19 protein-coding genes are annotated in these 25,509 nt (G+C 72.5%); 11 read left to right on the forward strand and 8 right to left on the reverse strand.

The genetic code is table 11. From position 1 onward, the window contains the following. Positions 1 to 127 precede the first annotated feature (127 nt). On the forward strand, positions 128 to 934 hold the full coding sequence (locus MTR79_RS15020; RefSeq protein ID WP_189364448.1) for an SAM-dependent methyltransferase: 807 nt from the start codon (positions 128 to 130) through the stop codon (positions 932 to 934). A 305-nt stretch (positions 935 to 1,239) separates the two neighbouring features. Continuing rightward, positions 1,240 to 2,418: a Cmx/CmrA family chloramphenicol efflux MFS transporter gene (locus tag MTR79_RS15025; protein ID WP_244790611.1), complete on the forward strand. Its 1,179-nt coding sequence runs from the start codon at positions 1,240 to 1,242 to the stop codon at positions 2,416 to 2,418. Here the strand turns inward: MTR79_RS15025 and MTR79_RS15030 are convergent. Next, on the reverse strand, positions 2,384 to 2,983 hold the full coding sequence (locus MTR79_RS15030; protein ID WP_086704360.1) for a hypothetical protein: 600 nt from the start codon (positions 2,981 to 2,983) through the stop codon (positions 2,384 to 2,386). The two genes, MTR79_RS15025 and MTR79_RS15030, sit on opposite strands and share 35 nt — an antisense overlap. Before the next feature lie 361 nt (positions 2,984 to 3,344). On the opposite strand from MTR79_RS15030, the gene MTR79_RS15035 reads away from it, so the two are divergent. Then, the gene (locus MTR79_RS15035; RefSeq protein ID WP_210909378.1) at positions 3,345 to 4,958 is read left to right on the forward strand and encodes a DEAD/DEAH box helicase; all 1,614 of its coding nucleotides are present in this window, start codon (positions 3,345 to 3,347) and stop codon (positions 4,956 to 4,958) included. A gap of 354 nt (positions 4,959 to 5,312) precedes the next feature. Here MTR79_RS15035 and MTR79_RS15040 read toward each other — a convergent pair whose 3' ends face one another. Then, on the reverse strand, positions 5,313 to 5,936 hold the full coding sequence (locus MTR79_RS15040) for a hypothetical protein (protein ID WP_244790613.1): 624 nt from the start codon (positions 5,934 to 5,936) through the stop codon (positions 5,313 to 5,315). A gap of 196 nt (positions 5,937 to 6,132) precedes the next feature. Here MTR79_RS15040 and MTR79_RS15045 point away from each other — a divergent pair, with 196 nt between their 5' ends. Next, entirely contained in the window at positions 6,133 to 6,897 is a 765-nt protein-coding gene (locus tag MTR79_RS15045; RefSeq protein WP_048454786.1) for a sulfite exporter TauE/SafE family protein, read from the forward strand. Between the two features lie 125 nt (positions 6,898 to 7,022). Beyond that, positions 7,023 to 8,126: a glycoside hydrolase family 5 protein gene (locus tag MTR79_RS15050; RefSeq protein ID WP_189364444.1), complete on the forward strand. Its 1,104-nt coding sequence runs from the start codon at positions 7,023 to 7,025 to the stop codon at positions 8,124 to 8,126. A gap of 71 nt (positions 8,127 to 8,197) precedes the next feature. Here MTR79_RS15050 and MTR79_RS15055 read toward each other — a convergent pair whose 3' ends face one another. Next, on the reverse strand, positions 8,198 to 8,992 hold the full coding sequence (locus tag MTR79_RS15055; protein ID WP_048454785.1) for an SDR family oxidoreductase: 795 nt from the start codon (positions 8,990 to 8,992) through the stop codon (positions 8,198 to 8,200). A gap of 346 nt (positions 8,993 to 9,338) precedes the next feature. On the opposite strand from MTR79_RS15055, the gene ppk2 reads away from it, so the two are divergent. Beyond that, positions 9,339 to 10,283, forward strand: a complete 945-nt coding sequence (gene ppk2 / locus MTR79_RS15060) for a polyphosphate kinase 2 (protein ID WP_244793174.1) — start codon at positions 9,339 to 9,341, stop codon at positions 10,281 to 10,283. 138 nt (positions 10,284 to 10,421) lie between these two features. Here ppk2 and yicI read toward each other — a convergent pair whose 3' ends face one another. Continuing rightward, on the reverse strand, positions 10,422 to 12,692 hold the full coding sequence (gene yicI, locus MTR79_RS15065) for an alpha-xylosidase (protein WP_244790615.1): 2,271 nt from the start codon (positions 12,690 to 12,692) through the stop codon (positions 10,422 to 10,424). Between the two features lie 295 nt (positions 12,693 to 12,987). On the opposite strand from yicI, the gene MTR79_RS15070 reads away from it, so the two are divergent. From MTR79_RS15070 to MTR79_RS15080, 3 genes are read left to right on the forward strand one after another with little or no spacing between them, the layout of a single operon-like run. Then, positions 12,988 to 14,253 carry a sugar ABC transporter substrate-binding protein gene (locus MTR79_RS15070; protein ID WP_244790617.1) on the forward strand — a complete coding sequence of 422 codons (1,266 nt, stop codon included), beginning with the start codon at positions 12,988 to 12,990 and terminating at the stop codon, positions 14,251 to 14,253. Between the two features lie 11 nt (positions 14,254 to 14,264). Further along, positions 14,265 to 15,215 carry a sugar ABC transporter permease gene (locus tag MTR79_RS15075; RefSeq protein ID WP_244790620.1) on the forward strand — a complete coding sequence of 317 codons (951 nt, stop codon included), beginning with the start codon at positions 14,265 to 14,267 and terminating at the stop codon, positions 15,213 to 15,215. Between the two features lie 5 nt (positions 15,216 to 15,220). Further along, positions 15,221 to 16,048, forward strand: a complete 828-nt coding sequence (locus MTR79_RS15080; protein ID WP_086705012.1) for a carbohydrate ABC transporter permease — start codon at positions 15,221 to 15,223, stop codon at positions 16,046 to 16,048. Positions 16,049 to 16,137: 89 nt separating this feature from the next. Here the strand turns inward: MTR79_RS15080 and MTR79_RS15085 are convergent, their stop codons facing one another. The 4 genes from MTR79_RS15085 to MTR79_RS15100 all read right to left on the reverse strand — a co-directional run bounded on the left by MTR79_RS15085 (position 16,138) and on the right by MTR79_RS15100 (position 22,909). Next, positions 16,138 to 17,229: a PP2C family protein-serine/threonine phosphatase gene (locus MTR79_RS15085; RefSeq protein ID WP_244793176.1), complete on the reverse strand. Its 1,092-nt coding sequence runs from the start codon at positions 17,227 to 17,229 to the stop codon at positions 16,138 to 16,140. 253 nt (positions 17,230 to 17,482) lie between these two features. Further along, positions 17,483 to 18,235 (reverse strand): IclR family transcriptional regulator, encoded by a 753-nt coding sequence (locus tag MTR79_RS15090; protein WP_244790622.1) that lies wholly within the window; start codon positions 18,233 to 18,235, stop codon positions 17,483 to 17,485. A gap of 97 nt (positions 18,236 to 18,332) precedes the next feature. After that, the gene (locus tag MTR79_RS15095) at positions 18,333 to 21,281 is read right to left on the reverse strand and encodes a GH92 family glycosyl hydrolase (RefSeq protein WP_244790624.1); all 2,949 of its coding nucleotides are present in this window, start codon (positions 21,279 to 21,281) and stop codon (positions 18,333 to 18,335) included. 200 nt (positions 21,282 to 21,481) lie between these two features. Beyond that, complete coding sequence (locus tag MTR79_RS15100) at positions 21,482 to 22,909, reverse strand: cellulose binding domain-containing protein (RefSeq protein ID WP_244790626.1); 1,428 nt, start codon at positions 22,907 to 22,909, stop codon at positions 21,482 to 21,484. A 302-nt stretch (positions 22,910 to 23,211) separates the two neighbouring features. Between MTR79_RS15100 and MTR79_RS15105 the strand changes: the two genes are divergently transcribed. Both MTR79_RS15105 and MTR79_RS15110 read left to right on the forward strand, forming a co-directional pair. Then, entirely contained in the window at positions 23,212 to 24,066 is an 855-nt protein-coding gene (locus MTR79_RS15105) for a GntR family transcriptional regulator (RefSeq protein WP_244790628.1), read from the forward strand. A gap of 151 nt (positions 24,067 to 24,217) precedes the next feature. Continuing rightward, positions 24,218 to 25,423 (forward strand): glycoside hydrolase family 64 protein, encoded by a 1,206-nt coding sequence (locus MTR79_RS15110; protein WP_189364435.1) that lies wholly within the window; start codon positions 24,218 to 24,220, stop codon positions 25,421 to 25,423. Positions 25,424 to 25,509: the final 86 nt, after the last annotated feature.

Genomic DNA, 25,509 nt, shown 5'->3' on the forward strand with positions numbered 1-25,509 from the left:
AGCGCGTTCCCGACGCGGGGCGCGGTCGTCGAGCGGTCAACCACCCCTGACGTCAGGGGCTTTGATGTGCCAGACTCGATGATCGTCAGGGCGTCGGAGCCGTCGTACCCACCGGAACGGACGTGTCATGCCGACGGGCACACCCCCCACCCCGCCGCGGACCGACACCACCAGGGCCCAGCCCGCGCGGGTCTACGACTGGCTGCTGGGCGGCAAGGACAACTACCCGGTCGACGAGGCCGTCGGACGCAGACTCCCGCCGCAGGCCAAGGACGCCGCCCGGCAGAACCGCGCCTTCATGCACCGCGCCACCGCCTGGCTCGCCGACCAGGGCGTCGACCAGTTCCTCGACATCGGCACCGGCATCCCCACCGAGCCGAACCTCCACCAGATCGTGCAGCGCGTGGTCCCCGCGGCGCGGATCGTATACGTCGACAACGACCCCATCGTGCTGCGTCACGCCGAGGCGCTGCTCGTCAGCAGCCCCGAGGGCACCACGGAGTACGTCCAGGCCGACGTGCGCGACCCCGGTGGGATACTGCGGCACGCCCGCGACGTCCTCGACTTCTCACGCCCCGTCGCCCTGTCCCTGATAGCCCTCCTCCACTTCCTGCCCGACGACCAGGACCCGCAGGGCATCGTCCGGGAGCTGGTGGACGCGCTGCCGCCGGGCAGCGCCCTCGTGCTGTCCCACGCCGCGTCCGACCTCCACTCCGACCTGGCCCGCCAGGTCACCGAGGAGTACGCCCGCGCCGGCATCCGCCTCGGCTTCCGCACACGTGACGAGGTCGCCCGCTTCTTCGACGGCCTCGACCTGGTCGACCCGGGCCTGGTCACAGCCCCGGAATGGTTCCGTACGGAACCCGCGCCCGCGGAGGAGGACAGCGGGATCCACGCGGGGGTGGCGAGGGTGCCGTCCGGCGGGACGGCGTAAGGGGCGAGCGCACGGCCGAGTCGGTGGCCGCCTGCCACGACCCGGAGGTGCCGGCTCGTCGGTCCCGGGACGGCGTCCGGGGAGAACCGCGATGCTCCGGCAGACATCGGTCGGGTAGCGTGCAGGACATGTCGAGTCCTGAGTCGGACGAGGTGGGGGCTGTCGGTCACGCCGTCAGCCCCTGAACCCACCGAGTCGTCGTTCCGTCGTCGCACCGCCTCCCGCGGTGGGACGTGCGTGTGTTCACGGCTGGCCGCGGTGACGAGATGACCCTCTCGTGCCTCTCCTCACCCCGGAGCCACTCGATGCCCCTTCCGCTGTACCTGCTTGCCCTGGCGGTCTTCGCCATGGGCACCTCGGAGTTCATGCTCGCCGGCCTCCTGCCGGACATCGCCCTGGATCTCGGCGTCACCGTCGGGACGGCGGGCTCGCTCACCTCGGCCTACGCGATCGGCATGATCGTCGGAGCCCCGCTGGTGGCCGCGTCGGCCCGCAACTGGCCCAGGCGCCCGGCCCTTCTGGGCTTCCTGCTCGCCTTCGCCGCGGCCCACGCCGTGGGTGCCCTGTCCACGAGCTTCGCCCTCCTGTTCTCCACCCGAGTCGTCGCCGCGCTCGCGAACGCGGGATTCCTCGCCGTCGCCCTGACGGCCGCGGCCACCCTGGTCCCGCCCGACAGGAAGGGACGCGCGTTGGCCGTTCTTCTGTCCGGGACGACGCTGGCCACGATCGCCGGCGTGCCCGGCGGGGCGGTGCTCGGCGCGGAAGCCGGCTGGCAGGCCACCTTCTGGGCCGTCGCCGCGCTCTGCCTGCCGGCGGCTGTCGGCGTCCTCGCAGGCACCCCGGCGGCACATGACGAGCACGAGGCGACCGGCAAGCCGGCGCTGCGGACGGAACTCGCCCAACTCGCCCGGCCACGGCTGATCCTGGTGATGCTGCTCGGCGCGCTGGTGAACGCGGGCACCTTCGGCGGCCTCACCTTCCTCGCACCCGTGGTGACCGACACGGCCGGGCTGGGTGAGCTGTGGGTGTCCGTCGCGCTGGTGCTCTTCGGTGCCGGCTCGTTCGTGGGCGTCACCGTCGCCGGACGGCTGTCCGACCGGAACCCCGGCCCGGTCGTCGCGCTCGCGGGCCCATCGCTGCTGGTCGGCTGGCCGGCCCTGGCGGTGCTGGCCCACGAGCCGGCCGCCTTGCTCCCGCTCGTGTTCGCGCAGGGTGCGCTGTCGTTCGCGTTGGGCAGCACACTGATCGCCCGCGTCCTCCACGAGGCCGCGGGCGCCCCCACGATGGCCGGCTCGTACGCGACGGCGGCACTCAACGCGGGCGCCGCGGTCGGCCCCGTCGCGGCCGGAGCCACGCTCGGCACCGAAGCCGGACCCCTGGGACCGCTCTACGCGGCCGGCCTCCTCGTCGGGGCCGCGCTGCTCATCGCGTTTCCCTTCCGGCGTGTCGTCACGGGCGCCAGGAGGGAGGGGGCGCGGCTGTGACGCCGTCCTGACGGACCAGGCGAGGGCCGGTGTCACATGAGTCGTCCACGAAGTCCGCGAGGGCGCGGAAGTCGTCGTGGCGGAGGCCGACGCGTGGGTCGACGTGGTGCAGGAGCGCCGGCCCGCGGTGGTGGGCGTCGACGTAGGCCCGGTCGGGCTCGGTCTGCTCGTCGTCCACCCAGGCGAAGGGGCGGCCGCCGGCGTACTCCACCAGTGGCGCGGTCTTCCAGTGGACTCCGTCGGGGCGCTCCCGGAACAGCGTGTCGCCGAAGTCGACGAAGGGGAGTTCGGGGAGGCCGAGGGCCGGTGCGATCCAGTGGTTGGCCTCGTCCATCCATGTCGTCGCCCAGCACAGGTCGTATTCCAGCCGGAGCAGGTCACGTCCGTGCTCAGGATTGAGCCAGACGCGCAGGGGGCGCCGGCGGGACGAGAGGCTCACCTCGTCGACCAGGGCGCCGTTACGGGGCACCCTGAGGGTGATGCAGCCCTCGGGGCGCCTCTCGGGCCGGGCCGCGTACGGGTTGAGAGGGCCGTCCACGTCCAGGAACAGCAAGGGTCGTTCCACCGGCTGGATATTCCCAGCCGCAGGCGGCGAATTCAAGACCGGGGGGGGAGGGGCGGGCGACGCCCGTCACAGTGTTCCGGCGATCGCCGTGCTAGTGTCGATCTCTGTTGTAGTCGTGCGGTCATCGACCCGCGGGGTCGGAGGGACCGGCACTGCGCCAGCACCGGCGCCTACTGCGCAGCAAGATCTCACACGGATCACACGGAGAGGTGCACACTCCCGTCGCTGCTTCTCACGGGCCGCGCCCTCACCGGGCGGAACCGCCCTCGCGGCCCCATTCACCCAGGCTCGTTCTTGCAATTCCCCGCGTCCCACTGCGGCGGACATTCCTTGAGACGCGCCACATCAAGGAAGGTTCTCCGTGACACAGGCACGCGCGAACGATCGATCAGGCCGCACACGCTCCTCCTACAAGGGCGCCCCCAAGAGCGGCGGCCGCCGCTTCGGTGGCTCCGGCGGCCGAGGCGGTGCGCCCCGGCAGGGGCAGGGCAAGGGAGGCTCGGGCCGCAGGACCGTGACGTCGGGGGAGTTCGCCCTCCCCGAGACGATCACCCCCGCGCTCCCCGCGGTGGAGGCCTTCGAGGACCTCGGCCTCCCCGGCGAGATGCTCGCCACCCTCGGCAGTCAAGGCGTCACCGCGCCGTTCCCCATCCAGGCGGCCACGCTGCCGAACTCCCTGGCCGGCCGTGACGTGCTCGGCCGTGGACGCACCGGCTCCGGCAAGACCCTCGCCTTCGGCCTGCCGCTCCTCGCCCGCACGGCCGGCCGCCGTGCCGAGCCCCGCAAACCGCTCGCCCTCGTCCTCGTCCCCACCCGGGAACTCGCCGGACAGGTCAACGACGCCCTGACCCCGTACGCCCGCTCCGTGCGGCTGCGGGTCGCCACCGTGGTCGGCGGACTGTCGATCGGCAAGCAGGCGTCCGCGCTGCGCGCCGGCGCCGAGGTCGTCGTCGCGACGCCGGGACGGCTGAAGGACCTGGTCGACCGGGGCGACTGCATACTCGACGAGGTCGCCATCACCGTGCTCGACGAGGCCGACCAGATGACCGACATGGGCTTCATGCCGCAGGTCACCCGGCTGCTCGACCAGGTGCGCCCCGACGGCCAGCGCCTGCTGTTCTCCGCCACGCTCGACCGCAACGTCGACCAGCTCGTCCGCCGCTACCTCAGCGACCCGGTGGTCCACTCCGTCGACCCGTCCGCGGGCGCGGTGACGACCATGGAGCACCACGTGCTGCACATCGACGAGACGGACAAGCGGCAGACGACCACGGAGATCGCCGCGCGCGACGGCCGGGTCATCATGTTCCTCGACACCAAGCACGCGGTGGACCGCCTCACCAAGCACCTGCTGAACAACGGCGTGCGCGCCGCCGGTCTGCACGGCGGCAAGTCGCAGCCGCAGCGGACGCGGACGCTCACCCAGTTCAAGGACGGTCACGTCACCGTGCTGGTGGCGACGAACGTCGCGGCGCGCGGCATCCACGTCGACGACCTCGGCCTGGTCGTCAACGTCGACCCGCCCGGCGACCCCAAGGACTACCTGCACCGCGGCGGCCGCACGGCCCGCGCCGGCGAGTCCGGCAGCGTGATCACCCTGGTCACGCGGGACCAGCGGCGCGACGTCAGCCGGCTGATGTCCCAGGCGGGCATCACCCCGCGCATCACGCAGGTACGCCCGGGCGACGACGAGCTGACCCGCATCACCGGGGCGCGGACGCCCTCCGGCGTCCCGGTCGTCATCACGGTCCCGGTCGTGGAGCGCCCCCGCCGCGCCGCCTCCTCCCCGTCCCGCAACCGCCGCCGTCGCGGCGCGCCGGGCCGGCAGGGCCAGGGTCAGGGCCAGGGCGGTACGGCCAAGGGCGGCGCCCAGTCCGCCCAGGACCGCACCGCCGGCGGCCGCGCCCGCCGCGGCGACGACGCGGCACCCCGCCGCAAGCCGCGTACGAAGCCGTCGATGGACCGCGCGGCGTAGACCTGCCGACAGAACCGGGTGGCCCGCCCGCCGCCGCGCGACCGTGCGCGGAGGCGGGCGGGCCGTCCGCGGCACAGCACGGCCCGGACGCCCGGCTCCGTCCGGTCCAGCGGTGCCGCGCTCCGAACGGGGCGGTGTCCTCCGCCCGGCGCCGGCGCCAGGACGACCAGATGCCCGACCGCGCCCACGGGCGAATGGAGGCCTCGGCCAGGTCCGCACGGCACGCGCTCGCTGCGGCCTGGGCCGAACACCGCCGGGAGCACCGGTGGCCAGGCATCACGCGATCGGTCGCCGTGAGCCCTCGGCACCGGCAGGAGACGGCAGTTCCTCGCCGTGCCCGCCTGCGCATGCCGATCAGCTGCCGCTCAGCGGCGACGTCCACGCCGGGTCGTGCCACGCCCTGCTCGTCAGCCGGGCCAGTAGGAACTCGGCTGTGCTCGTGGCCGTGTCTTCCGGTGCCCCCACGGCGGCAAGGGCGGCGCCGACGCGCGCCGGTGCTCCGTCGGGCACCGTCGGGTCGGCGAGGAGGGGGAGGAGCAGGAGCAGCCGGGCGGCCGGGTCGTGGACACCCTCGGCCGTCGTCGCGGGATCGTCCGCGAGTGCCAGCAGGTCCTGCCACGTCAGCCCGGCCCCCGACACGTCCGCGTCCCAGGCGACGATGCGCCGGGCAGCGTCCCGGCCTGGCTCCACGAACAAGTGGTCGATTCCGTAGTCCTCGACCGCGTTGCGGTACACGACGACGACTCCGGAGCCGTTCGACGCGGTCACACGGAACACCGGCCACCACCCGGGGTCCAGAAGAGTGTCCGCCAAGGCGTCGACGTCGACGCCGTCGCCGCCGAACGACTCCGCGCCGGGACGCTCGGCCCCGCGCCAGTCGCCGCAGATTCCCAGCAGGTGGTGCGCCCAGAACCCGGGGCGCGACAGCATCGTCTCCCCGGCGGCCAACGGGCCGGCCTCGTATCCCTCGATCCGCATGCGGTAAGCCTGGCACCCGGCGTCGCAAACGTTGCCACCGGGATGTGCTCCCAGTGACATACCGAGAAAGCGACAAGGCGACCCGTTGCGGCCATGTTTCGGCGGGCGCCGAAGTGACCGCCAGCTAGCGTGCCCCCATGAGCGTCCCCACGTCCCCCTTCCGTCACCGCCCCTCGCCGCCCGCGCGAGGCGTGGCGTGACCCCGCTCGAGATGGTGGGGGTGTTCGGCGCCGGCGTCGGGGCCGGGGCCCTGAACGCCGTGGTCGGGTCCGGCACGCTCGTGACCTTCCCCGTGCTGCTCGCCGCCGGGCTGTCACCCCTCACCGCCACCGTGTCCAACGCCCTCGGCCTCGTGCCCGGCGCCGTCAGCGGGGCCGTCGGCTACCGCCGTGAACTCGCCGGGCAGGGCCGCCGTGTCCGGAAACTGGCCGTCGGCTCCGCGCTCGGCGGGATCACCGGCGCCGTCCTGTTGCTCGCGCTGCCCGCCGAGGCGTTCGAGACCATCGTGCCCTGTCTGGTCGGGCTGGCCCTCGTCCTCGTCGCCCTCCAGCCGCTGATCGGCCGCAAGGTCCGGGAACGCCGGTCCGCGGACCGGCCCGTGCGGCGGGACGGCGGGCGGACGCTGTTCGCCGGGCTGACGCTCGCCAGCGTCTACGGCGGCTACTTCGCCGCCGCGCAAGGGATCATCTACATCTCCCTGATGGGACTGCTCCTCGACGAGCCGCTCCAACGGCTCAACGCCGTCAAGAACGTGCTCGTCGCCGTCGTCAACGCGGTCGCCGCCGTCTTCTTCCTCTTCGTCGCCGACTTCGACTGGACGGCCGTCGCCCTCATCGCGGCCGGCTCCACGCTGGGCGGCCAGCTCGGCGCCGCCACGGGCCGCCGCTTCCGCCCCGCCGTTCTGCGCGCCCTCGTCGTCGCCGTGGGGACCGTCGCCCTCGTCCAGCTCGTCGTGCGCTGAGGCGCCGGAGCGCGCCACGGCGCCACAAAAGCTTCAGCACGCCCCTTGTCGTCCGCGCGCGACAGCAGTTTCCTCGTGTCAGGAAACTTTCCTGACAATCCATGTCCCGGACGGAGTCCCCCCACATGACACCGGCCCCCCACACGGCATCGGCCTGCCCGAAACCCCACCCGAAGCCGGGCCCGCGCCTCGCCGCGCTCCTCACGGTCCTCGCCGGCGCCCTGCTCCTCCTCCTGACCGCCGCCCTCCCCGCCACCGCCGCCCGCCCCACCGGCTACGGTGCGGACGTGCCGATCACCCACCGCGCAGCCACCCCCGTCGACGCAGGCGGCCGCCTCCAGGTCTGCGGCACGCGGCTCTGCAACCAGCACGGCGTCCCCGTCCAGCTGCGCGGCATGAGCACCCACGGCACCCAGTGGTACGCCCAGTGCCTGACGGACGCCTCCCTCGACGCCCTCGCCCACGACTGGCGCGCCGACGTCCTCCGCGTCTCCACCTACGTCCAGGAGGGCGGCTACGAGACCGACCCCGCACACTTCACCGCCCTCGCCGACCGGCTGATCCGGCAGGCGAGCGACCGCGGTCTCTACGTGATCGTCGACTGGCACACGCTGACCCCCGGCGACCCCATGGCCAACCTCGACCGCGCCACCAGGTTCTTCACCGACATCACGAGCCGCCACAAGGACCGCGTCAACGTCCTCTACGAGATCGCCAACGAGCCCAACGGCGTGAGCTGGTCCCGCATCAAGGAGTACGCCGAGCGGATCATCCCGGTCATCCGCGGCAACGACCCCGACGCGCTCGTCCTCGTCGGCACCCGGGCCTGGTCCTCGTTCGGCGTGTCCGAGGGCGCCGACGAGTCGGAGGTCGTGAACGACCCGGTCGACGCGGCCAACATCATGTACACGTTCCACTTCTACGCCGCCTCGCACCGCGACGAGTACCTCGCGGCCCTCTCCCGCGCCGCCGACCGGATCCCCGTGTTCGTCACCGAGTTCGGCACGCAGAACTACGCCGGGGAGGGCGCCGACGACTTCGCGATGTCCGGACGCTACCTCGACCTCATGGCGCAGAAGAAGATCAGCTGGGTGAACTGGAACTATTCCGACGACCACCGCAGCGGGGCGGTGTTCACCCCGGGAACCTGCGCCGCGGACGGCCCGTGGGCCGGCACGCGGTCGCTCAAGCCCGCAGGCGTCTGGATCCGGGACCGGATCAGGTCCTAGGACGCCGGCGGCGAGGGTGAGACGCGCCGGCACCTGCCCCGCGGGTGCCGGCCCGCCCCGCCCGGGTCACCTCACGGCAGGATCGAGTCCACGTACCCGCCGTCCACCCGCACCGCACCGCCCGTCGTCGCCGACGCCTGCTCCGAGGCCAGATACACGACCATGTTCGCGATCTCCTCCGGCTCGATCAGCCGCTGCAGCAGCGACTGCGGCCGGTGCTCGCGCATGAAGGCGCGCTGCGCCTCGTCCCACGGCAGGTCGCGGTCCACCAGTTCGTAGACGAAGTCCTCCACCCCGCCCGTGTGCGTGGGTCCGGCGACGACCGAGTTCACCGTGACGCCCGTGCCCGCCGCCTGCTTGGCGAAGCCGCGGCTCACGGCCAGCAGCGCGGTCTTCGACATGCCGTAGTGGATCATCTCGGCCGGGGTGACGATCGCCGAGTCGCTGGCGATGTTCTGCACCCGGCCCCAGCCGCGCTCGGTCATCCCGGGCAGCAGGAGACGGATCAGCCGCACGGCCGCCAGGACGTTCACCTCGAAGTAGCGGCGCCACTCGTCGTCGCTGATCTCCAGCGGGTCGGCGGACCCGAACACACCGAGGTTGTTCACCAGGATGTCCACCTGGGGGAGCGTCTCCACGACCCGCCGGGCGCCCTCCTCCGTGGTCACGTCCGCCGCGACCGGCACCACCTCGGCACCGGGCACCTCCCGCTCCAGCGCGGCCGCGCCCTCCCGCACCCGTTCCTCCGACCGCCCGTTCACCCCGACCCGCGCCCCCGCCCGCGCGAGCCCGGCGGCGATCGCCGCCCCGATGCCCTGGGTGGAACCCGTGACGAGCGCGGTGCGGCCCTTGAGATCGATCTGCACGTCCTCACCCTCTCCAGCCGGATGCGGCGGCGCGGCACGCGGACCACCGCCCGCGCGGGCGCGCCTTTCCACCCGCCCCGACTTCCCCTCGGCCCGCCGCCGAATCACACCCGCCGCCATGCTTCGGCGCGCTCTGCGCGGGCACACGCTTCCGGACCACCGCGCACGCCCGTCCGGGCATACGCTGCACGAGGGGGAACCCGGTGGGACGGGACCCCGGAAGACGGGAGACGACGTGACGGCCGACCACCCGGACGAGCGACAGGGGCGTGACCACCCGGACGCGCACGAGGGCCGTGCGGACGCGGACGCGGGAACGAAGCAGTCGCGCGTCACCGGCGAGAACCTGCTGCACGGGCTGGAGGTGGACGCCCGGCGGCCGGAGCGGCCCGTGCTGCTCGACGCCGACGGCGCCCCCATCGAGACCTGGCGCGAGAACCACCCGTACGACCGGAAGATCCGCCGGTCCGAGTACGAGCGCACCAAGCGTGTCCTGCAGATCGAGCTGCTGAAGATGCAGCGGTGGGTGAAGGACACCGGCCAGCGGATGGTCGTCGTCTGCGAGGGACGCGACGCGGCCGGCAAGGGCGGCACCATCCAGCGGTTCATGGAACGCCTCAACCCGCGCGGCGCCCGCGTGGTCGCCCTGGAGAAACCGACCGAGCGGGAGGCCGGGCAGTGGTACTTCCAGCGCTACGTCGCCCATCTCCCGGCCCGCGGCGAGATCGTCTTCTTCGACCGCTCCTGGTACAACCGGGCCGGCGTCGAGCGGGTGATGGGCTTCTGCTCGGAGGAGGAGTACCAGCTGTTCCTGGAGCAGACCCCGCAGTTCGAGAGGCTGCTCACCGACGACGGCATCATGCTGGTGAAGTTCTGGTTCTCGGTGTCCCGGGCCGAGCAGCGCACCCGGTTCGCCATCCGCCAGGTCGACCCGCTGCGGCGCTGGAAGCTGTCGCCGATGGACCTGGAGTCGCTGGACCGCTGGGACGACTACACCAAGGCCAAGGTGGAGATGTTCCGCGCCACGGACACCCCGCACGCGCCGTGGACGGTCGTGAAGAACAACGACAAGCGGCGCGGGCGCCTCGAGGCGATGCGCAGCCTCCTCGACCGCTGCGACTACCCGTCCAAGGACCACGAGGCGCTCGGCAAGCCGGACCCGCTGATCGTGGGTGCGGCGCACACCCTGCTGGAGCCGGGCGAGGAACCCGAGGCCCTGTCCCCGACCCCCTTGGCCGGCCCCGGCCACGGCCCGGGCACCCACCCGGACGAGCAGCGGCCGGGGTCGTGAGCCCGGCGGCGACACCCACCGCCGGGCGGCTCGCGGCCACCGCGCGGCGCGGGAGCACGCCCGGGCCGCGCCCGCGACGAACCGCCCGGCCCCGCCGACCCCCTCACCGGAACGGGCCGCCCTCACCGCACCGGAGCCTCAGCCCACCGGCACCGAAACCTCCCCGCTGCCCGAAGCCTCCGCCCCGCCCGGCACCCGCACGGTGAACGGCCGGTCCGTGCCCGACGCGGTCACCCGGAGCGCGTCCCCGTCCCGCCGGACGTGGAACGTCGCAGCGGGAAGGCCCGCCGCGTCCGGGACGGTGACCTCCGCCGCGTAGTCGGGCGCATCCGACGGGTGCACCAGCAGCACCGGCGCCTCCAGCCAGTCGCCGTCCGGGCGGGAGTCGTCCCCGGCCAGCGGCAGCACCGCGCCCTCACGGACGTACAGGGGGAGGCTGTCGTAGCCGTGGCGCTCGGTGCGCCAGCAGGGGCCCGTCACCCGCTCGCCGCTCAGCAGATGCGTCCAGGTGCCCTCGGGCAGGTAGACCTCCACGTCGCCGTCGGCGCCGAACACGGGCGCGACCAGCAGGTCGGGGCCCAGCATGTACTGGCGGTCCAGCGGGCGGCACGCCGGATCGGCAGGGAACTCCAGGAGCATCGGCCGCATCATCGGCACGCCCGTGCGGTGCGCCTCGGCCGCCGCGCCGTACAGGTACGGCATCAGCCGGTGCTTCAGCAGCGTGAACTGCCGGGCGACGTCCACCGCCTCGTCGCCGAACTCCCACGGCACCCGGTAGGACGTGGAGCCGTGCAGTCTGCTGTGCGACGACAGCAGCCCGAACGCCAGCCAGCGCTTGAACACCTCCGGGTCGGGCGTGCCCTCGAACCCGCCGATGTCGTGGCTCCAGAAGCCGAACCCGCTCAGCGACAGCGAAAGACCGCCGCGCAGGGACTCCGCCATCGCCTCGAACGACGACCAGCAGTCGCCGCCCCAGTGCACCGGGTACTGCTGGCCGCCGGCGGTCGCAGACCGGGCGAAGAGGACCGCCTCGCCCTGCCCGCGTTCCTTCTCCAGCAGTTCGAACACGGTGCGGTTGTAGAGGTGGGTGTAGTAGTTGTGCATCCGCGCGGGGTCCGAGCCGTCGTGCCAGACGACGTCCGTCGGGATGCGCTCGCCGAAGTCCGTCTTGAAGCAGTCCACCCCCTGGTCGAGCAGCGCCTTGAGCTTGCTCTGGAACCAGGCGCGGGCGTCGGGGCTGGTGAAGTCGACCAGACCCATGCCGGCCTGCCACAGATCCCACTGCCACACGTCCCCGTCGGGCCGGCGCACCAGGTGCCCGAGCGCCGCGGCCTCGTCGAACAGCGGTGACTTCTGCGCGATGTACGGGTTGATCCAGACGCTGACCCGCAGGCCCTTGTCCTTGAGCCGGGCCAGCATGCCCTCCGGGTCCGGGAACACCTCCGGGTCCCATCGGAAGTCGCACCACTGGTACTCGCGCATCCAGAAGCAGTCGAAGTGGAACACCGACAGCGGGATGCCGCGCTCCGCCATGCCGTCGACGAACGAGGTCACGGTCGCCTCGTCGTACGAGGTGGTGAACGACGTGCTCAGCCACAGGCCGAAGGACCAGGCGGGCGGCAGCGCCGGGCGGCCGGTGAGCGCGGTGTACCGGCCCAGGACGTCCTTAGGGGTCGGACCCGCGATCACGTAGTACTCCAGCGTCTGGTCCTCGACGCTGAACTGCACCTGCCCGACGGACTCGGAACCGACCTCGAAGGAGACCGCGCCGGGGTGGTTGACGAAGACGCCGTAGCCGCGTGAGGACAGGTAGAACGGCACGTTCTTGTAGGCCTGTTCGCTGCTGGTGCCGCCGTCGGCCTGCCACACGTCGACGGTCTGGCCGTTCTTGACGAACGGGGTGAAGCGCTCGCCCAGGCCGTAGACGTGCTCGCCGACGCCGAGGGACAGCCGGCTCAGCACGTGGTGCTCGCCCTCGGCGGTGGTGGCGTACGCCGTGCTCTTGGCACCCGCCCGGGTCAGCTCCCGCCCGTGCGCGTCGAGGAAGGCGAGCCCGAAGCCGCTGTCCGCGTCCAGCCGCAGGGTCAGCGGGCCGCTGGTCAGCTCCGTGACCGCGCCGTCCTGCCGCACCTCGCCCGCACCGCCGGCCTCGGCGGCGAGCGCGAAGTCCGGTCCGGGTCGGCGCTTCCCGGCGTGGTGGGTGACCCGCACGCCGACGACGCCCTCGGCGGGGGAGAAGCAGTCGACCGTGACCAGTGGGGCGTTCAGGGTGTCGCCCCGGCGCGTCACCTTCGTCGTCGACGCATAGCCGGTGAAGCGCTTCGATTCCGCGCGGACGTCTCGCACCTCGGTGGCGTACGAGATCTGGACGCCGTCGCGGATACGCCAGAAGCCGTCGGTGAATTTCATGGTCTTCCTCGGGATGGGGAGGGCGAAGGAGGTGCGAGGGGAACCTCTGACCAGGAACTATGACAGGATCCGCAGAACCTGTCACGCCCTGGCGCGAGAAGATCGTGCCACTGGGGGGCTAGCGCGACCGACGCGCGCCAGCGTATTAGTTATCAGGCAAAACAAATTACACCCCGGTGCAGCGCCAGACGAGACCTCGATCGTGGGGGCCCGTTGTCGAAGCGCTTCACCTACCCTTCCACAGAGCCGCCGGCCTCGGTACCCGCCGGGCCGGTCCCACCCAGGGGCACCCACCGTGACAGCACATCCAACGGTTGCCGCACGTCGTCCACGCCCTCGCGGACGCGCCCGCAGAGCCGTCACCTCGCTCGCCGCCGCCGCGGCCCTCGTCGCCTCGGCGGCCCTGACCGGCTGCGCAGCCGAGCGCGACGACGACGTGTACACCGTCCTGAACTCCTCGACCGACGAGACCTACCACCGCTGGGACGCGGAGGCGATGGCCCGCTGCGGGAAGCGGCTCGGGGTCACCGTCGAGCAGCAGAGCGTCCCCGCGTCCCAGGTCATGACGAAGGCGCTGCGCATGGCCTCGTCGAAGTCACTGCCGGACGTCGTCCAGTTCGACGCCTCCGAGATGCCGGTGTTCGCCGAGGCCGGCGGACTGGTCGACCTGCGCACCCTCGGCCTGTCGACCGAACACGTCCCCGACGGCATCGTCGACTTCGGCTCCTACCGGGGCACGTACTACGGGGCCGCCCGCTCCGTGAACACCCTCGCCCTCTTCTACAACAAGACCGTCCTCGCCGAGGCGGGCGTCCGCACCCCCCCCACCTGGGACGAACTGCGCGAGGCGGCCCGCGAGCTGACCCGCGGCAAGCGCTACGGGCTGGCGCTGAGCGCGGGCGGCGCCGAGGACGGCGTCTTCCAGTTCACCCCGTTCATGTGGTCCAACGGCGGCGACGAGCGCGAGCTGGACAGCCCGGAGGTGGTCGAGGCGCTCGACTTCTGGAAGGCGCTGCTGAAGGACGGCTCGCTCTCCCGGTCCACGGTCAACTGGACCCAGGCCGACGTCAACGACCAGTTCATGGCGGGTAACGCCGCCATGATGATCAACGGACCCTGGCAGGTCGAGACCCTCAACAGCGACCCCGGCCTCGACTGGGGCATCGCCGAGATCCCCGTCCCCGAGGCGGGCGCCGACTCCGTCGCCCCGCTCGGCGGCGCCGTGCTCACCGTGCCCCGCACCGGCGACGACGGCCGCCAGCACACGGCCGGCCGCATCGTCGCCTGCCTGACGAGCGAGAAGGAACAGCTCACCTACGCCCTCAACAGCTGGATGGTCCCCGCCGACGAGCGGGCCGCCGCCGAGTGGCGGTCCCAGGTGCCCGAACTCGACGCGCTGGCCGACCAGGTCGCCGCCGCCCGCTCCCGCACCGCACAGCTCGGCGCCGGCTGGCCGGCCGTCTCCCTCGCCCTGCAGAGCGCCTTCCAGTCCGCCCTGACCGGCCAGTCCAGCGAGGCCGCCCTGAAGCGGGCCCAGCAGCGGGCCACGAGCGGGAACTGAGGTACGCACCCATGACCACGTCCACCGTCACCGCCCCGCCTGCCGCCGCGCACCGGAAGGACACCGCGCCGGACCCGGCCCGCGCCCGCCGGCGCCGCAGGCTCGCCCAGTGGGGCTTCGTCGCGCCCGCCGTCGTCTTCATGCTGCTGTTCTTCGGCTACCCGCTCGTCCGCAACGTCGTGATGAGCTTCCAGCACTACACGCCGAAGACCTTCTTCACCGGCGAGGCGCCCTTCAACGGCACCGACAACTGGTCGTCCGTCTTCCAGGACGCCCTCTTCGGCAAGGCCCTCCGGCACACCCTCGTCTTCACCGCCGGCTCCCTGCTCGGCCAGTTCTGCATCGGCCTCGCCCTCGCCGTCTTCTTCAACCGGCGCTTCCCCCTCGGCGGAGTCCTGCGCTCGCTGATGCTGCTGCCCTGGCTGGTACCCATGGTGGTGTCAGGCGTCGTCTGGCGCCGCGTCCTCGACCAGGACACCGGCGTACTGAACACCTTCCTCGACACCCTCGGCCTCGGCGGGCACACCCCGTGGCTCACCAGCCCCGGCATGGCGCTGCTCTCGGTGATCCTGGTGAACATCTGGATCGGCATCCCGTTCAACATGGTCATCCTCTACGGCGGCCTCCAGGAGATCCCCAAGGAGCTGTACGAGGCCGCATCCCTGGACGGCGCCTCCGCCTGGCGCGCCTTCCGCTCCGTCACCCTGCCGATGCTCAAACCGGTGATCACGGTCGTGCTGGTGCTGGGCTTCATGTCGACGGTGAAGATCCTCGATCTGATCCTCGCCCTCACCGACGGCGGCCCCGCCGACGCCACCCAGACCCTGGGCACGCTCACCTACCAGAACTCCTTCGTGGAGCTGGACTTCGGCGCCGGCGCGGTCGTCGGCAACGTCCTGATCCTGATCTCCGCCGTGTTCGCGGTGTTCTACCTGCGGGCCAACCGCACCGAGGGGAAGTGACCGCCATGGCCGCCCACGCGCCCAACGCCTCCCGCCGCCGCTGGGGCTCCACCGTCGCCGGTCTGCTCGTCCTGGCGGTGATGCTGTTCCCGCTGTACTGGATGCTCAACACCGCGCTCCAGCCCGACTCCGGCCTCCTCGAGGTCGACCCGGTGCCCTCGGGACTCGACCTGTCCGGCTTCACCAAGGCCTTCACCGACCAGGGCGGCAACCTGCTGACGTCCCTGCTGGTGTCCGCCGGCGCCGTCGCGATCTGCCTCGCCGTCGCCGCGCCCGCCGCCTACGGCCTGGCCCGCTTCGGCCTCCGCGGCTCGCGCACCATCGTCTTCGGCACCCTGATCACCCAGATGGTGCCGGGCATCGTCATCGCCAACGCCCTCTACACCTCCTACGTCGACCTCGGCCTGGTCAACTCCTACGCCGGGCTGATGCTCGCCGACGCCTCGCTCGGCATCCCCTTCTCCATCGTGCTGATGCGCTCCTTCATGGTGTCCATCCCCGGCGAGGTGATCGAGGCCGCCGAGATCGACGGGGCGGGACCGGTCCGGGTGTTCCTGCGGGTGGTGCTGCCGATGAGCCGCAACGCCCTGATCACCTCGGGCCTGTTCGCCTTCCTGTTCGCCTGGAGCGACTTCATGTTCGCCCTCACCCTGAACACCACGGACGACGTGAAGCCGATCACGCTGGGCATCTACCAGTACATCGGGGCCCACGTCGGGGACTGGGGCTCGGTGATGGCCGCGGCCGTGCTCTCCGCCGTGCCCGCCGCGATCCTCCTCGTCCTCGCCCAGAAATACATCGCCGCCGGCATCACCGGAGGCTCGGTCAAGTGACCACCGCACGGCATTCTCCGCGTCGGCCACGCCACCCCACGGCGCGGCCTCAAGGAGAGCTGTCACGGGTACCGGCGCGTGATCGCCGCTCAACAACCGTGAGGATCAGCGGCCCTGGGAGCCAGCGGCCCTGAAGCGGACGCCCCTCGAGCGGCCGTGGCGCCGTCCACGTCCGGCACGAGGGGCGCCCCGGCGGGCTCCCCGCCCTGTGCGGCGGCCGGCCTGCGCAGCAGGAGCAGCGCCGCGTCGTCGTGCAGCCGGCCGCCCACATGGTCCAGCAGGTCCTCGTGCAGCGCGGCCAGCGTCCGGGCCGGCTCGTCACACAGGTGCCGCGTGACCCCCTCGGTCAGGGGGTAGAAGGCGCGGTCGGCGTCCCGCGCCTCCGTGACGCCGTCGGTGTAGAGGAGCAGCTGGTCCCCGTCTCCGAAGGGCACCACCTGGAGGCGGGGAGTGTCCTCCGACAGGGCCCGCAGGCCCAGCGGGGGCGTGGGACGGACGGGATCGACGGCCGTGACCTCGGTGCCGCGGATCAGCAGCGGGGGAGCGTGGCCGCAGTTGACCACCTCCAGCCGTCCGGGCTCCGGGCAGCCGGCGACGACGGCGGTGACGAAGTCGTCGCCGCCCAGGTTACGGGCCAGGCTCCGCTCGATCCGGCCCACCACGTCCAGCAGGTCCGGCTCGTCGTACGCGGCCTCCCGGAACACACCGAGCACCAGGGCGGCCGTCCCCACGGCGGGCAGGCCCTTGCCCCGCACGTCCCCGACGATCATCCGCACGCCGTACGGGGTGGGGACGAGGGCGTAGAGGTCGCCGCCGATCCTGGCCTCGGCGGCGGCAGCGCTGTAGCGCACCGCCGCCTGGAACGGGCCGACCGTCTCCGGCACCGGCTGGAGCAGCGCGTGCTGCGCGGTCTCCGCGACGGAGCGCACGGCGGCCAGCACCCGCTCACGCCGGGCGCGCAGCGCGCTGGTGAGGGTTCCGGCGAGGGTGACGGTCACCAGGGCGGCCAGCACGACGGACAGGTGCGCCAGGGCCATGTCGTGCCGGTGGGCGATGCCCGTGCCGAGCAGGACGGCCAGGGCGCCCACGCCCAGTACCCCGCGGGGCCGGCTGGTGGCGGCCGCCAGCGCGGGGCCCGTGGCGAGCAAGGGCAGCCAGATCCGGCCCGTGCCGGCCGCCATGTCGATGGCCACGATGACGCAGAGGACCAGGACGGGCAGCGCCGGCGTCTCGGCGACCCAGTGCGCGCACGCCCGGGCACCTGGGGATCGAAGGCACGAGAGCACGCGCGGGTACGGCCGTATGGGCGAGTGGTCGCGTCCATGCTGACGGGCGTGACTCATGTGCTGTCCGGTTCCTCACCTGTGCGCGTGTCCGGTTTGCGTGCCTCTTCAAGGAAAAGTGATGGTGCCCGGCGTCACAAGGACACGGTTTTCACATAGTGAGAGACAGGCTGCGGGTGATCCGGTGGGCGGTCGGCAGCAGACGTTCGCGGACCTCGTCGATCCGGTCGAGGCGGTTGCGGGGCATGGACACGCCGAGGGAGCCCACGGTGCCGCCGCTGTACACCGGCACCGCCACGCACACCGTGCCCAGCGCGTACTCCTCCAGGTCCGTGACGGCCGGGGCGAGGGGCGTGTTCTCCAGCCTGCGGATCAGCTCCACGGGCGTGGTGACCGTGTGCGGGGTGAGATCGTTCAGTGTGTGCCGGGACAGGTACTCCTGGCGGGAGTCGTCGTCCAGCTCCCGCAGCACGGTCTTGCCGAGCGCGGTGGCGTGGCCGGCGTCCTCGAACCCCACCCACAGGTCGACGCGCGGGGCGCGGGGTCCGTCCACGACCTCGGAGACCCGGATCTCGCCGTCCTCGTAGAAGGTGAGGTAGGCGGCGCTGGACAGCTCGTCGCGCAAGGCGGAGAGGACCGGCCGGACCCGGGCCAGCAGCGCCTGGCTGCGGCCGCCGGCGTGCAGGGACTGCAGCCGGTCGCCCAGGACGAAGCCGCCGTCGTCGAGTTTCCGCAGGTAGCCGTCGTGCACCAGGGTGCGCAGCAGGTGGTAGGCGGTGCCCAGGGGCAGACCCGTCTCCCGCGCCAGCTGCTTGGCCGGTGCGCCCGTCTCGTGCGCGCTCGCCGCCTCCAGCAGCCGGAAGGCCCGCTGCACGGAGGAGATGAGCGTCGGGCTCGCACTCATGGGTCCAGCGTGCGCCACCCGTCCGCCGACGGCAAGAGAAGCCCCCGCTCCGATCGGAACGAGGGCTTCCGTGCGTACGACGGTCAGCCGTCAGCCGTCAGCCGTCCTGCCCGTCCGCAGCGACCGGCCGGTCGGTGAGCGCCACGTCGAAGACGTGCATCACACCCCGGTCGGTGCCCCGCGGCAGCACGACGGCCGCCACCCGCTTCGCCGGGTCCAGTGCCACGGGACGCGTCCCGAACACCTTGGTCTGCGCGGTGTCCGAACCGCCCGCCGCCCGGTTGCGGCCCGTCGTGACCACCAGCGGCTCGTTGCCGAACCGGTGGTCGGTCCCGGGCGTCCAGTCGGTGAGGCCGACCGGCACGCTCTGCGTCGAGCCGTCGGTGTACTCGACCACCGCGGTGCCCTGCGACGGGCCGTTGGTGGCGAGCCCCAGGAAGGAGATCCCGGTGGCCTGCCGGCCGCCCAGCGGGACGCGCTGGCCGTGCGGGATCCAGTTGTCGGGCTCGCCCGGCCCGGTGTCCGGCCAGGTGAACACCACCCCGGTGTCTCCCAGCGGCAGCTTCGCACCCGGCGCCGCGCCCGCCTCGGCCAGCCGCTCCCGGGACAGCGAGTTGTCGCTCAGGTCGAGCGACCCCAGGTTCCCGTGACCGTCCGGGGTGACGCCGATGTTGTTCCGGGCGTCCGTGCCGTCCGCGTACGACGGCGGCAGGTCCCGCGCGCCGGTGCCCCAGGCGCCGGGCCGCGGCGCCATCCGCAGGTCGAGGCGGCCGCCCTCACGGGTGAAGTCCGCGGACACCCAGGACTTCGAGGTGGCCCGTCCGTCGACCCTCAGCGCCGCCACGTACGGCGCCCGCCCGGCACCGGGGGCGTCGAGCGTGATCCGGCGCCGGCTGTCGGCACTGTCCACCACCACCCGCTCGAACACCGGGCTGCTCACCATCAGGTCGGCGGTGCCCGGGATCGCGGGGAAGAGGCCGATGTTCGCCCACACGTACCAGCTGCTCAGCGAGCCGAGGTCGTCGTTGCCGGGCAGCCCCGAGGGCGTCGTGCCGTACATCTCGTCCGCCGCGCGGCGCAGCACCTCGCCCGTGCGGTCCGGCCGGCCCAGCCAGTGGTACACGAACGGCATGGTGAAGCTGGGCTGGTTGCTCAGATAGGCGCCCTTGGTGCCGTACACCCCGGCGTCCAGCTCACGCGTGTGCTCGTCCAGGTCCCGCAGGGCCGCCTCGGTACCGCCCCGCTTCTCGATCAGCGCGCCCACGTTGTGCGGCACCATCCAGCCGTACTGGTACCCCGTCGCCTGCTCGAACTGGTTGCCCCGCTCACCCAGGTCGAAGTCCCGGTCGAAGCCGGTACGCTCACGCGGCCGGATGTGCCCGCCGGCGTCGTCGAAGACGTGTCGCCAGCTCTGCGCCCGCACCATGAACCGGTCGTACGTCTCCTCGTCGCCCAGCCGCTTCGCCAGCTGCGCGATGCCGAAGTCGTCCACGGCGTACTCGAGCGTCTTCGACGTCGCCGAGTCGCCCTTGCGGCTCTCGACGAAGCCGACCGTCGCGTACTGGTAGGCGTGCCGGCGCAGCGTGGCGTCGGCGGGCAGGGTCTGCGTCGACCGCATCGACTCCAGCGCCGCGCGCCGGTCGTAGTCCGTGCTGCCGAACGCGTCGAGCGAGGCGACCACCGACTGCAGCGAGTCGCCGCTCATCTTCTGCTGGGACTGGTTGAGGTGCGGCCAGTTGGGCCAGGTGCCGGTCTGCCGGGCCATGTCGGTGAGCGACTGGTTGATGTCGCTGCCCACCTTCGGGAACAGCAGCGCGACCAGCTGCGCCTGGCTGCGGTAGATGTCCCAGCCCGCGTAGGTGACGTAGTGGTGCCGGCCGCGCTCGACCTGGTGCAGCCTGCCGTCGTAGCCGCGGTAGTCGCCGTTCACGTCGTCGAAGACGTTCGGATGCAGCAGCGCGTGGTACAGCGCGGTGTAGAACTTGACGCGCTGCTCCCGGCTGCCGCCGTCCACGCGCAGCGTGCCGAGGGCGTCCCGCCACACGCGTGCGGACTGCGCGCGGACGGCGTCGAAGGACCTGCCGCGGGTCTCCGCCGCCGCGTTGCGCGCGGCGCCCTCGACGCTCACGTAGCTCAGGCCGGTCTTCGCGGTGACCCGGACGCCCCGGTCGAACACCAGGTAGGCGCCCGCCCCGTGCTTGGTCGTGCCGCCGGAGGCGGTGTCCGCCCCGGGGTGCACCTCGGAGCCCTGCCAGGTGCCGTGGGAGCGGACCGGACGGTCGAACGTCGTCGAGAAGTACGCCCGGTAGCGTCCGCCTTCGTCGCACACCGAAGCGGCCTCCACCCAGCCGCTCACGGTGTCGCCCTCGACCGTCACCTCGCTGCCGAACACCCGGTTGTTGGACCCGGCGACGTCGAACAGCAGCGTCGCGCCGCCGTCGGAGGGGAAGTCGAAGCGGCTCACCGCGGTGCGGGTCGTCGCGGTCAGTTCCGCGTCGACGCCGTTCGCGAGGCCGACGGAGTAGTAGCCGGGGTCGGCCTTCTCGTCGGCGTGGTCGAAGCCGAGGTGGTAGTCGGTGATCCGGTCGGCGGGCGCGGTGGGCAGGGCGCCTCCGGGCAGCGCGCCGGTGTACGGCAGCACGGGGAAGTCGAAGCCGCTGAACCGGCCTTCGCAGCCGGTGCCGGACAGCCGGGTCATGCCGAAGCCGCGGAGCCTGTCCGCCGTGTACTCGTAGCCGCCCTTCTGGTCCCCGTCCGACGAGCGGTACGTGGTGGGGGAGGACTGCACCATGCCGAACGGGACGGTGGCTCCCGGGTAGGTGTTGCCGTACGCGCTGTTGCCCTTGTTCTGGGAGGTGTCCAGGCGCGTGCCGATGAACGGGTCGACGGCGTCGAACGCCGCGACGTCGCTCCGGTCCGGGGAGGCGGCCGCCCCGGACGCCGGTACCAGCCCGGCGACCAGCGATCCGAGGACCAGGGCGGCGGTGAGAAGTCTGCGACGGCCCGGAGGCGGCGTCGGCGCGGGCGACTCGGTGGCTCTCCACATGACGGGGGTCTTCCCTGCCTTCCGTGAGGTGCTGACAACGTTGTCTGCTCGTAACCCGGTTGCTCGGGTCGTGGCCTACAGTCCAGCGCCCCGGCGTCGCGGGCGGAAGCCCCGGGAGACGATCAGTTGAATCGCGGGGAACGTCACGCGGTGCGCCGGCCGGACCCGCGACAGGCAGGCCCGGCCGGCGCGTCGGCCCGTCAGGGCGCGGGCACCTCGTCCACGAAGGACGTGCCCGAGGCGCGGAACGCGTCGATCTTCGCAGCGACCTGCGCGGGCGTCAGCACCTCGTCCTTGACGTGCAGAACGTAGTCGACCTGCTGGTGGTACGCACGGGGCGTGGTCGACGGCTGTCCCTCCAGGTCGATCAGCCACTGGTTGAAATTGATCGACATCGGACGCTCCGGCAGGTACGCGGCGTCATGCGTGCCGAAGTGGCTGCCGTCGACGTAGTACGTGATGCCGGAGTCGTCGATGGTGACGACCAGGTCGTGCCAGCCGGCGAAGCTGCGGCGGCTCTCGCTGTGCTGGTTGACGGCCTGCCAGGGGTCCGGGGCGTAGGTCTCCCAGGACGTCGTGTACAGGATCGACGACGGCTCGCCCCAGCCGCCGTTGGGCAGGTACTCGAAGTCGTACTCGGCGTAGTCGTCGGCCATCGGAGCCTTGAGGTCGTTGATGGTGAAGAACGTCTGCACCACCCGGTCGCCGTCCGGGCCGGAGACGGGCGCGTCCGAGAAGCGCACCCGGGCCGCGTACGTGCCGTACGCGAACTTCATGCTCCGGGTGAGGATCTCGGTGTGCGTGGTGGACGCGCCGGTGCCCGCGGTGGACGTCTCCAGGTCCATCACCGAGTTGCCGCCCGAGGAGGAGAACGTCACCTTCGAGGGGTCCCAGGTGGCGCCGGGCACCCCGGGGCCGCCCGCGTCGGAGCGCACGCTCCAGCCGTGCGCCGCGAGATCGGGGTCGGTGTGCGACGCGTAGTCGAAGTCGTCGAACAGCGTCTGACCGCCCTCGCCGGGCGGGTCGGCCGGGTCCGTGGGGTCGGTCGGCTCGTCGCCCCCGGGACCCGCGCCCCACACGGTGGCGCCCGCGAGCCGCGCGGTCACCTTGTCCCAGTCGGCGTACGACGTCCGCGTGGCGCCGAAGGAGTAGTCGTCGCTCTGCCGCACCGTCCGCCAGTCGGCCCGGTGGAAGCGCAGTTGCAGGTCCCCGGTGTCGGCGCCCGGCGCGAGCGTCCCGGCGGACGGCGTGAACCCGATCTCCAGGTAGCGGTCGGCCGTCCCGGTGGGCTGGGGGAGCGTGCCGAAGGTGCCGGTGACGGCCGCACAGCCGACGACCGCCCAGGAGCAGGCGAAGCGGTACGCGGTGTCCGGGGCGTCGGCCTTGAAGTAGTAGCGGATCTTCACCTGGCTCAACTGCACCGGCGCGGAACCGGTGTTGCGGACCTTGAGCCAGGGTTCGCTCTGGTCGGCGGTCGCACCGGCGGCGCTGGTGCGGTACTGCACCGCGATCGGGCCGGCCGCGGCCGTGGCGGCCGGGGCGGGGGACCCGGTGAGGGCGGTGCCGCCCAGCAGGGCGGTGAGGGCGAGTGCCGCGCGGGCGCGGCGGCCGGGGGGACGAGTACGCATCCGTGGTCCTTTCGCGGTGGGGGGTGGCGCACGGGGGTGCGTCCGCGCGGCGGGCGTGGGGGCGCCACCCGGCGCGGGGCTCGCGGTGACGGACCGGTCCTCGGAACTGACCAGTTGCCCGCCGGGGCCTTACCAGTTGTTGTCGAGAGAAGGTGGCATAGACCAATGTGCGCGTCAACCCCGCGCGTGAAGAGGGGAGTTGTTCGCACCGGGAGGAGTCCCGGCGGTGACCGGACCAGTTAAGGTCGGGGGCATACCAGTCGCCCACGTCCCGCCCGGGGAGACGACGAGGAGAGACCCGTATGGCCATCGATCCCGCCGCCTCGGGTGCGGTGCTCAAGCGTGAACGGGTGCGCGACGCGCTCCTCGAACTCATCGAGGCCCGCAGCCCCGGGGAGGCCGTCCCCTCCGAGCGGGCCCTCTGCGCCCGACTCGGGGTCTCACGGCCCACCGTGCGGGCAGCGGTCGACGAACTCGTGGTCGCGGGGCTGCTGGTGCGTGAGCACGGCCGGGGCATGTTCGTCGCCGCCGAGAAGATCACCCAGGAACTCGTCCCGGAACACGCCGCGTTGACCGTGCCGCAGGCCAAAGGCGTGTGGACCAGCCGCATCCTCGAGTTCCGCACCCTCCCGGCCGGTGCCCGCGTGGGCCGCAGGCTGCGCGTGTCACCGGCCGCCGAGGTCCGGTACGCGGCCCGGCTGCGGCTGGTGGACGGCGCCCCGATGGCCATCGAGCACCTGCATCTTCCCGCCGCCCTGGTGCCGGGACTCACCGAGGCGGAGCTCGAACAGGGCGACCTGTACGAGCACTTCCGTGACCGGCACGGGGTGCGGGTCGTCGAGGCCGTCCAGTCGGTCGAGCCGACCGTGGTGACCCGCGCGGAGGCGGAGCTGCTCGACGTGCCCGAGCTGTCGCCGGCTCTCCTGTTCGAGCGTCTCACCACCGACACCGAGGGGCGTCCGGTGGAGTGCGTCCGCTCCGTCTACCGGGGCGACCGCTACCGCATCGTCTCCCGGCTCGCCCTGGGGCCGGGTGCCCCGCGCGGGGGCGGGGCGGAAAGGGCCCAGGAGGGTCACCACCCCGGCTTCCCACCCGGCGACCTGGCCTCCCGAGGCCCAGTCAGCTTCTCGGCGCACGGAGTCGTCCAGCACGACTGAACCGCGACTTCCGGAGCACGCCCACGCGAGATGCGGAATCTTCCCCTCCTCAATGTGTGCTTGAACTGTTGACAGGTCCATACCAGGGCGGGACGCTCCCTGAGAGCGCTCTCACACCTGTAGTCGGCCACTCGTCGAACGGAGCACGACCATGCTGCGCACCCTCAGACGCCGGGTCACCGCCGTGGCTCTGGGCATCGCCACCGCGCTGGGCGGCGGCTGGCTCGCCGCCGGGGTCACCTCCCCCGCGCACGCCGCGGTCCCGGCCACCATCCCGCTGACCATCACCAACAACTCGGGCCGCGCCGAACAGGTCCACATCTACAACCTCGGCACCGAGCTGTCGTCCGGCCGGCAGGGCTGGGCCGACGCGAGCGGCGCCTTCCACCCCTGGCCCGCGGGCGGCAACCCGCCCACCCCCGCGCCCGACGCCTCCATCCCGGGCCCCGCACCCGGCCGGTCCACCACCATCCAGATCCCCAAGTTCTCCGGCCGCATCTATTTCTCCTACGGCCGCAAGATGGAGTTCCGGCTCACCACCGGCGGCCTCGTGCAGCCCGCCGTGCAGAACCCCACCGACCCCAACCGCGACATCCTCTTCAACTGGTCCGAGTACACGCTCAACGACTCCGGACTGTGGATCAACAGCACCCAGGTCGACATGTTCTCCGCGCCCTACACGGTGGGCGTGCGGCGCGGCGACGGCAGCACGCTGAGCGCGGGCAAGCTCAAGCCCGGTGGCTACAAGGGCGTGTTCAACGCGCTCAGAGCACAGTCGGGCGGCTGGGCGAACCTCATCCAGACCCGCTCCGACGGCACCGTGCTGCGCGCCCTGTCCCCGCTGTACGGCGTGGAGACCGGCGCCCTCCCGGCGTCCGTCATGGACGACTACGTCAACCGCGTCTGGGACAAGTACACGGGCACGGACCTGACCGTCACGCCCTTCGCCGACCGCCCCGACGTCCGGTACACCGGCCGGGTCTCCGGCGGCGTCCTGCGCTTCAGGGACGGCGCCGGCAACGAGGTCACCGCCTTCCAGAAGCCGGACGCCTCGTCCGTCTTCGGCTGCCACCGCCTCCTCGACGCGCCCAACGACCAAGTGCGCGGCCCGATCTCGCGCACCCTGTGCGCGGGCTTCAACCGCACCACCCTGCTGGCCAACCCGAACCAGCCCGACCGGAGCGCGGCAGGCTTCTACCAGGAGCCGGTCACCAACCACTACGCGCGGACCGTCCACGCGCACATGGCAGACGGGAAGGCGTACGCCTTCGCCTTCGACGACGTCGGCGCCCACGAGTCGCTCGTCCACGACGGCGACCCGCGGGGGGCGTCCCTGACGCTCGACCCGTTCGACTGACCCTCCCCGCACGCCGCCCCCGCCGGCCCGCCGGAGGGGGTGGCACCCGCCTGACGGCCCGTCGGTACTTGCCCGTTGTGCCCCGC

It is taken from the genome of Streptomyces sp. BJ20 (assembly GCF_022869105.1).
Classification (GTDB): Bacteria; Actinomycetota; Actinomycetes; order Streptomycetales; family Streptomycetaceae; genus Streptomyces; species Streptomyces griseoincarnatus.

Coding starts and splice junctions, on each gene's coding strand:
- MTR79_RS15075 (WP_244790620.1), top strand. CDS start 14,265: ATGACCACGTCCACCGTCACCGCCCCGCCTGCCGCCGCGCACCGGAAG.
- MTR79_RS15025 (WP_244790611.1), top strand. CDS start 1,240: ATGCCCCTTCCGCTGTACCTGCTTGCCCTGGCGGTCTTCGCCATGGGC.
- MTR79_RS15090 (WP_244790622.1), bottom strand. CDS start 18,235: ATGAGTGCGAGCCCGACGCTCATCTCCTCCGTGCAGCGGGCCTTCCGG.
- MTR79_RS15020 (WP_189364448.1), top strand. CDS start 128: ATGCCGACGGGCACACCCCCCACCCCGCCGCGGACCGACACCACCAGG.
- yicI (WP_244790615.1), bottom strand. CDS start 12,692: ATGAAATTCACCGACGGCTTCTGGCGTATCCGCGACGGCGTCCAGATC.
- MTR79_RS15095 (WP_244790624.1), bottom strand. CDS start 21,281: ATGTGGAGAGCCACCGAGTCGCCCGCGCCGACGCCGCCTCCGGGCCGT.
- MTR79_RS15105 (WP_244790628.1), top strand. CDS start 23,212: ATGGCCATCGATCCCGCCGCCTCGGGTGCGGTGCTCAAGCGTGAACGG.
- MTR79_RS15050 (WP_189364444.1), top strand. CDS start 7,023: ATGACACCGGCCCCCCACACGGCATCGGCCTGCCCGAAACCCCACCCG.
- MTR79_RS15080 (WP_086705012.1), top strand. CDS start 15,221: ATGGCCGCCCACGCGCCCAACGCCTCCCGCCGCCGCTGGGGCTCCACC.
- MTR79_RS15085 (WP_244793176.1), bottom strand. CDS start 17,229: ATGGCGGCCGGCACGGGCCGGATCTGGCTGCCCTTGCTCGCCACGGGC.
- MTR79_RS15040 (WP_244790613.1), bottom strand. CDS start 5,936: ATGCGGATCGAGGGATACGAGGCCGGCCCGTTGGCCGCCGGGGAGACG.
- MTR79_RS15100 (WP_244790626.1), bottom strand. CDS start 22,909: ATGCGTACTCGTCCCCCCGGCCGCCGCGCCCGCGCGGCACTCGCCCTC.
- MTR79_RS15110 (WP_189364435.1), top strand. CDS start 24,218: ATGCTGCGCACCCTCAGACGCCGGGTCACCGCCGTGGCTCTGGGCATC.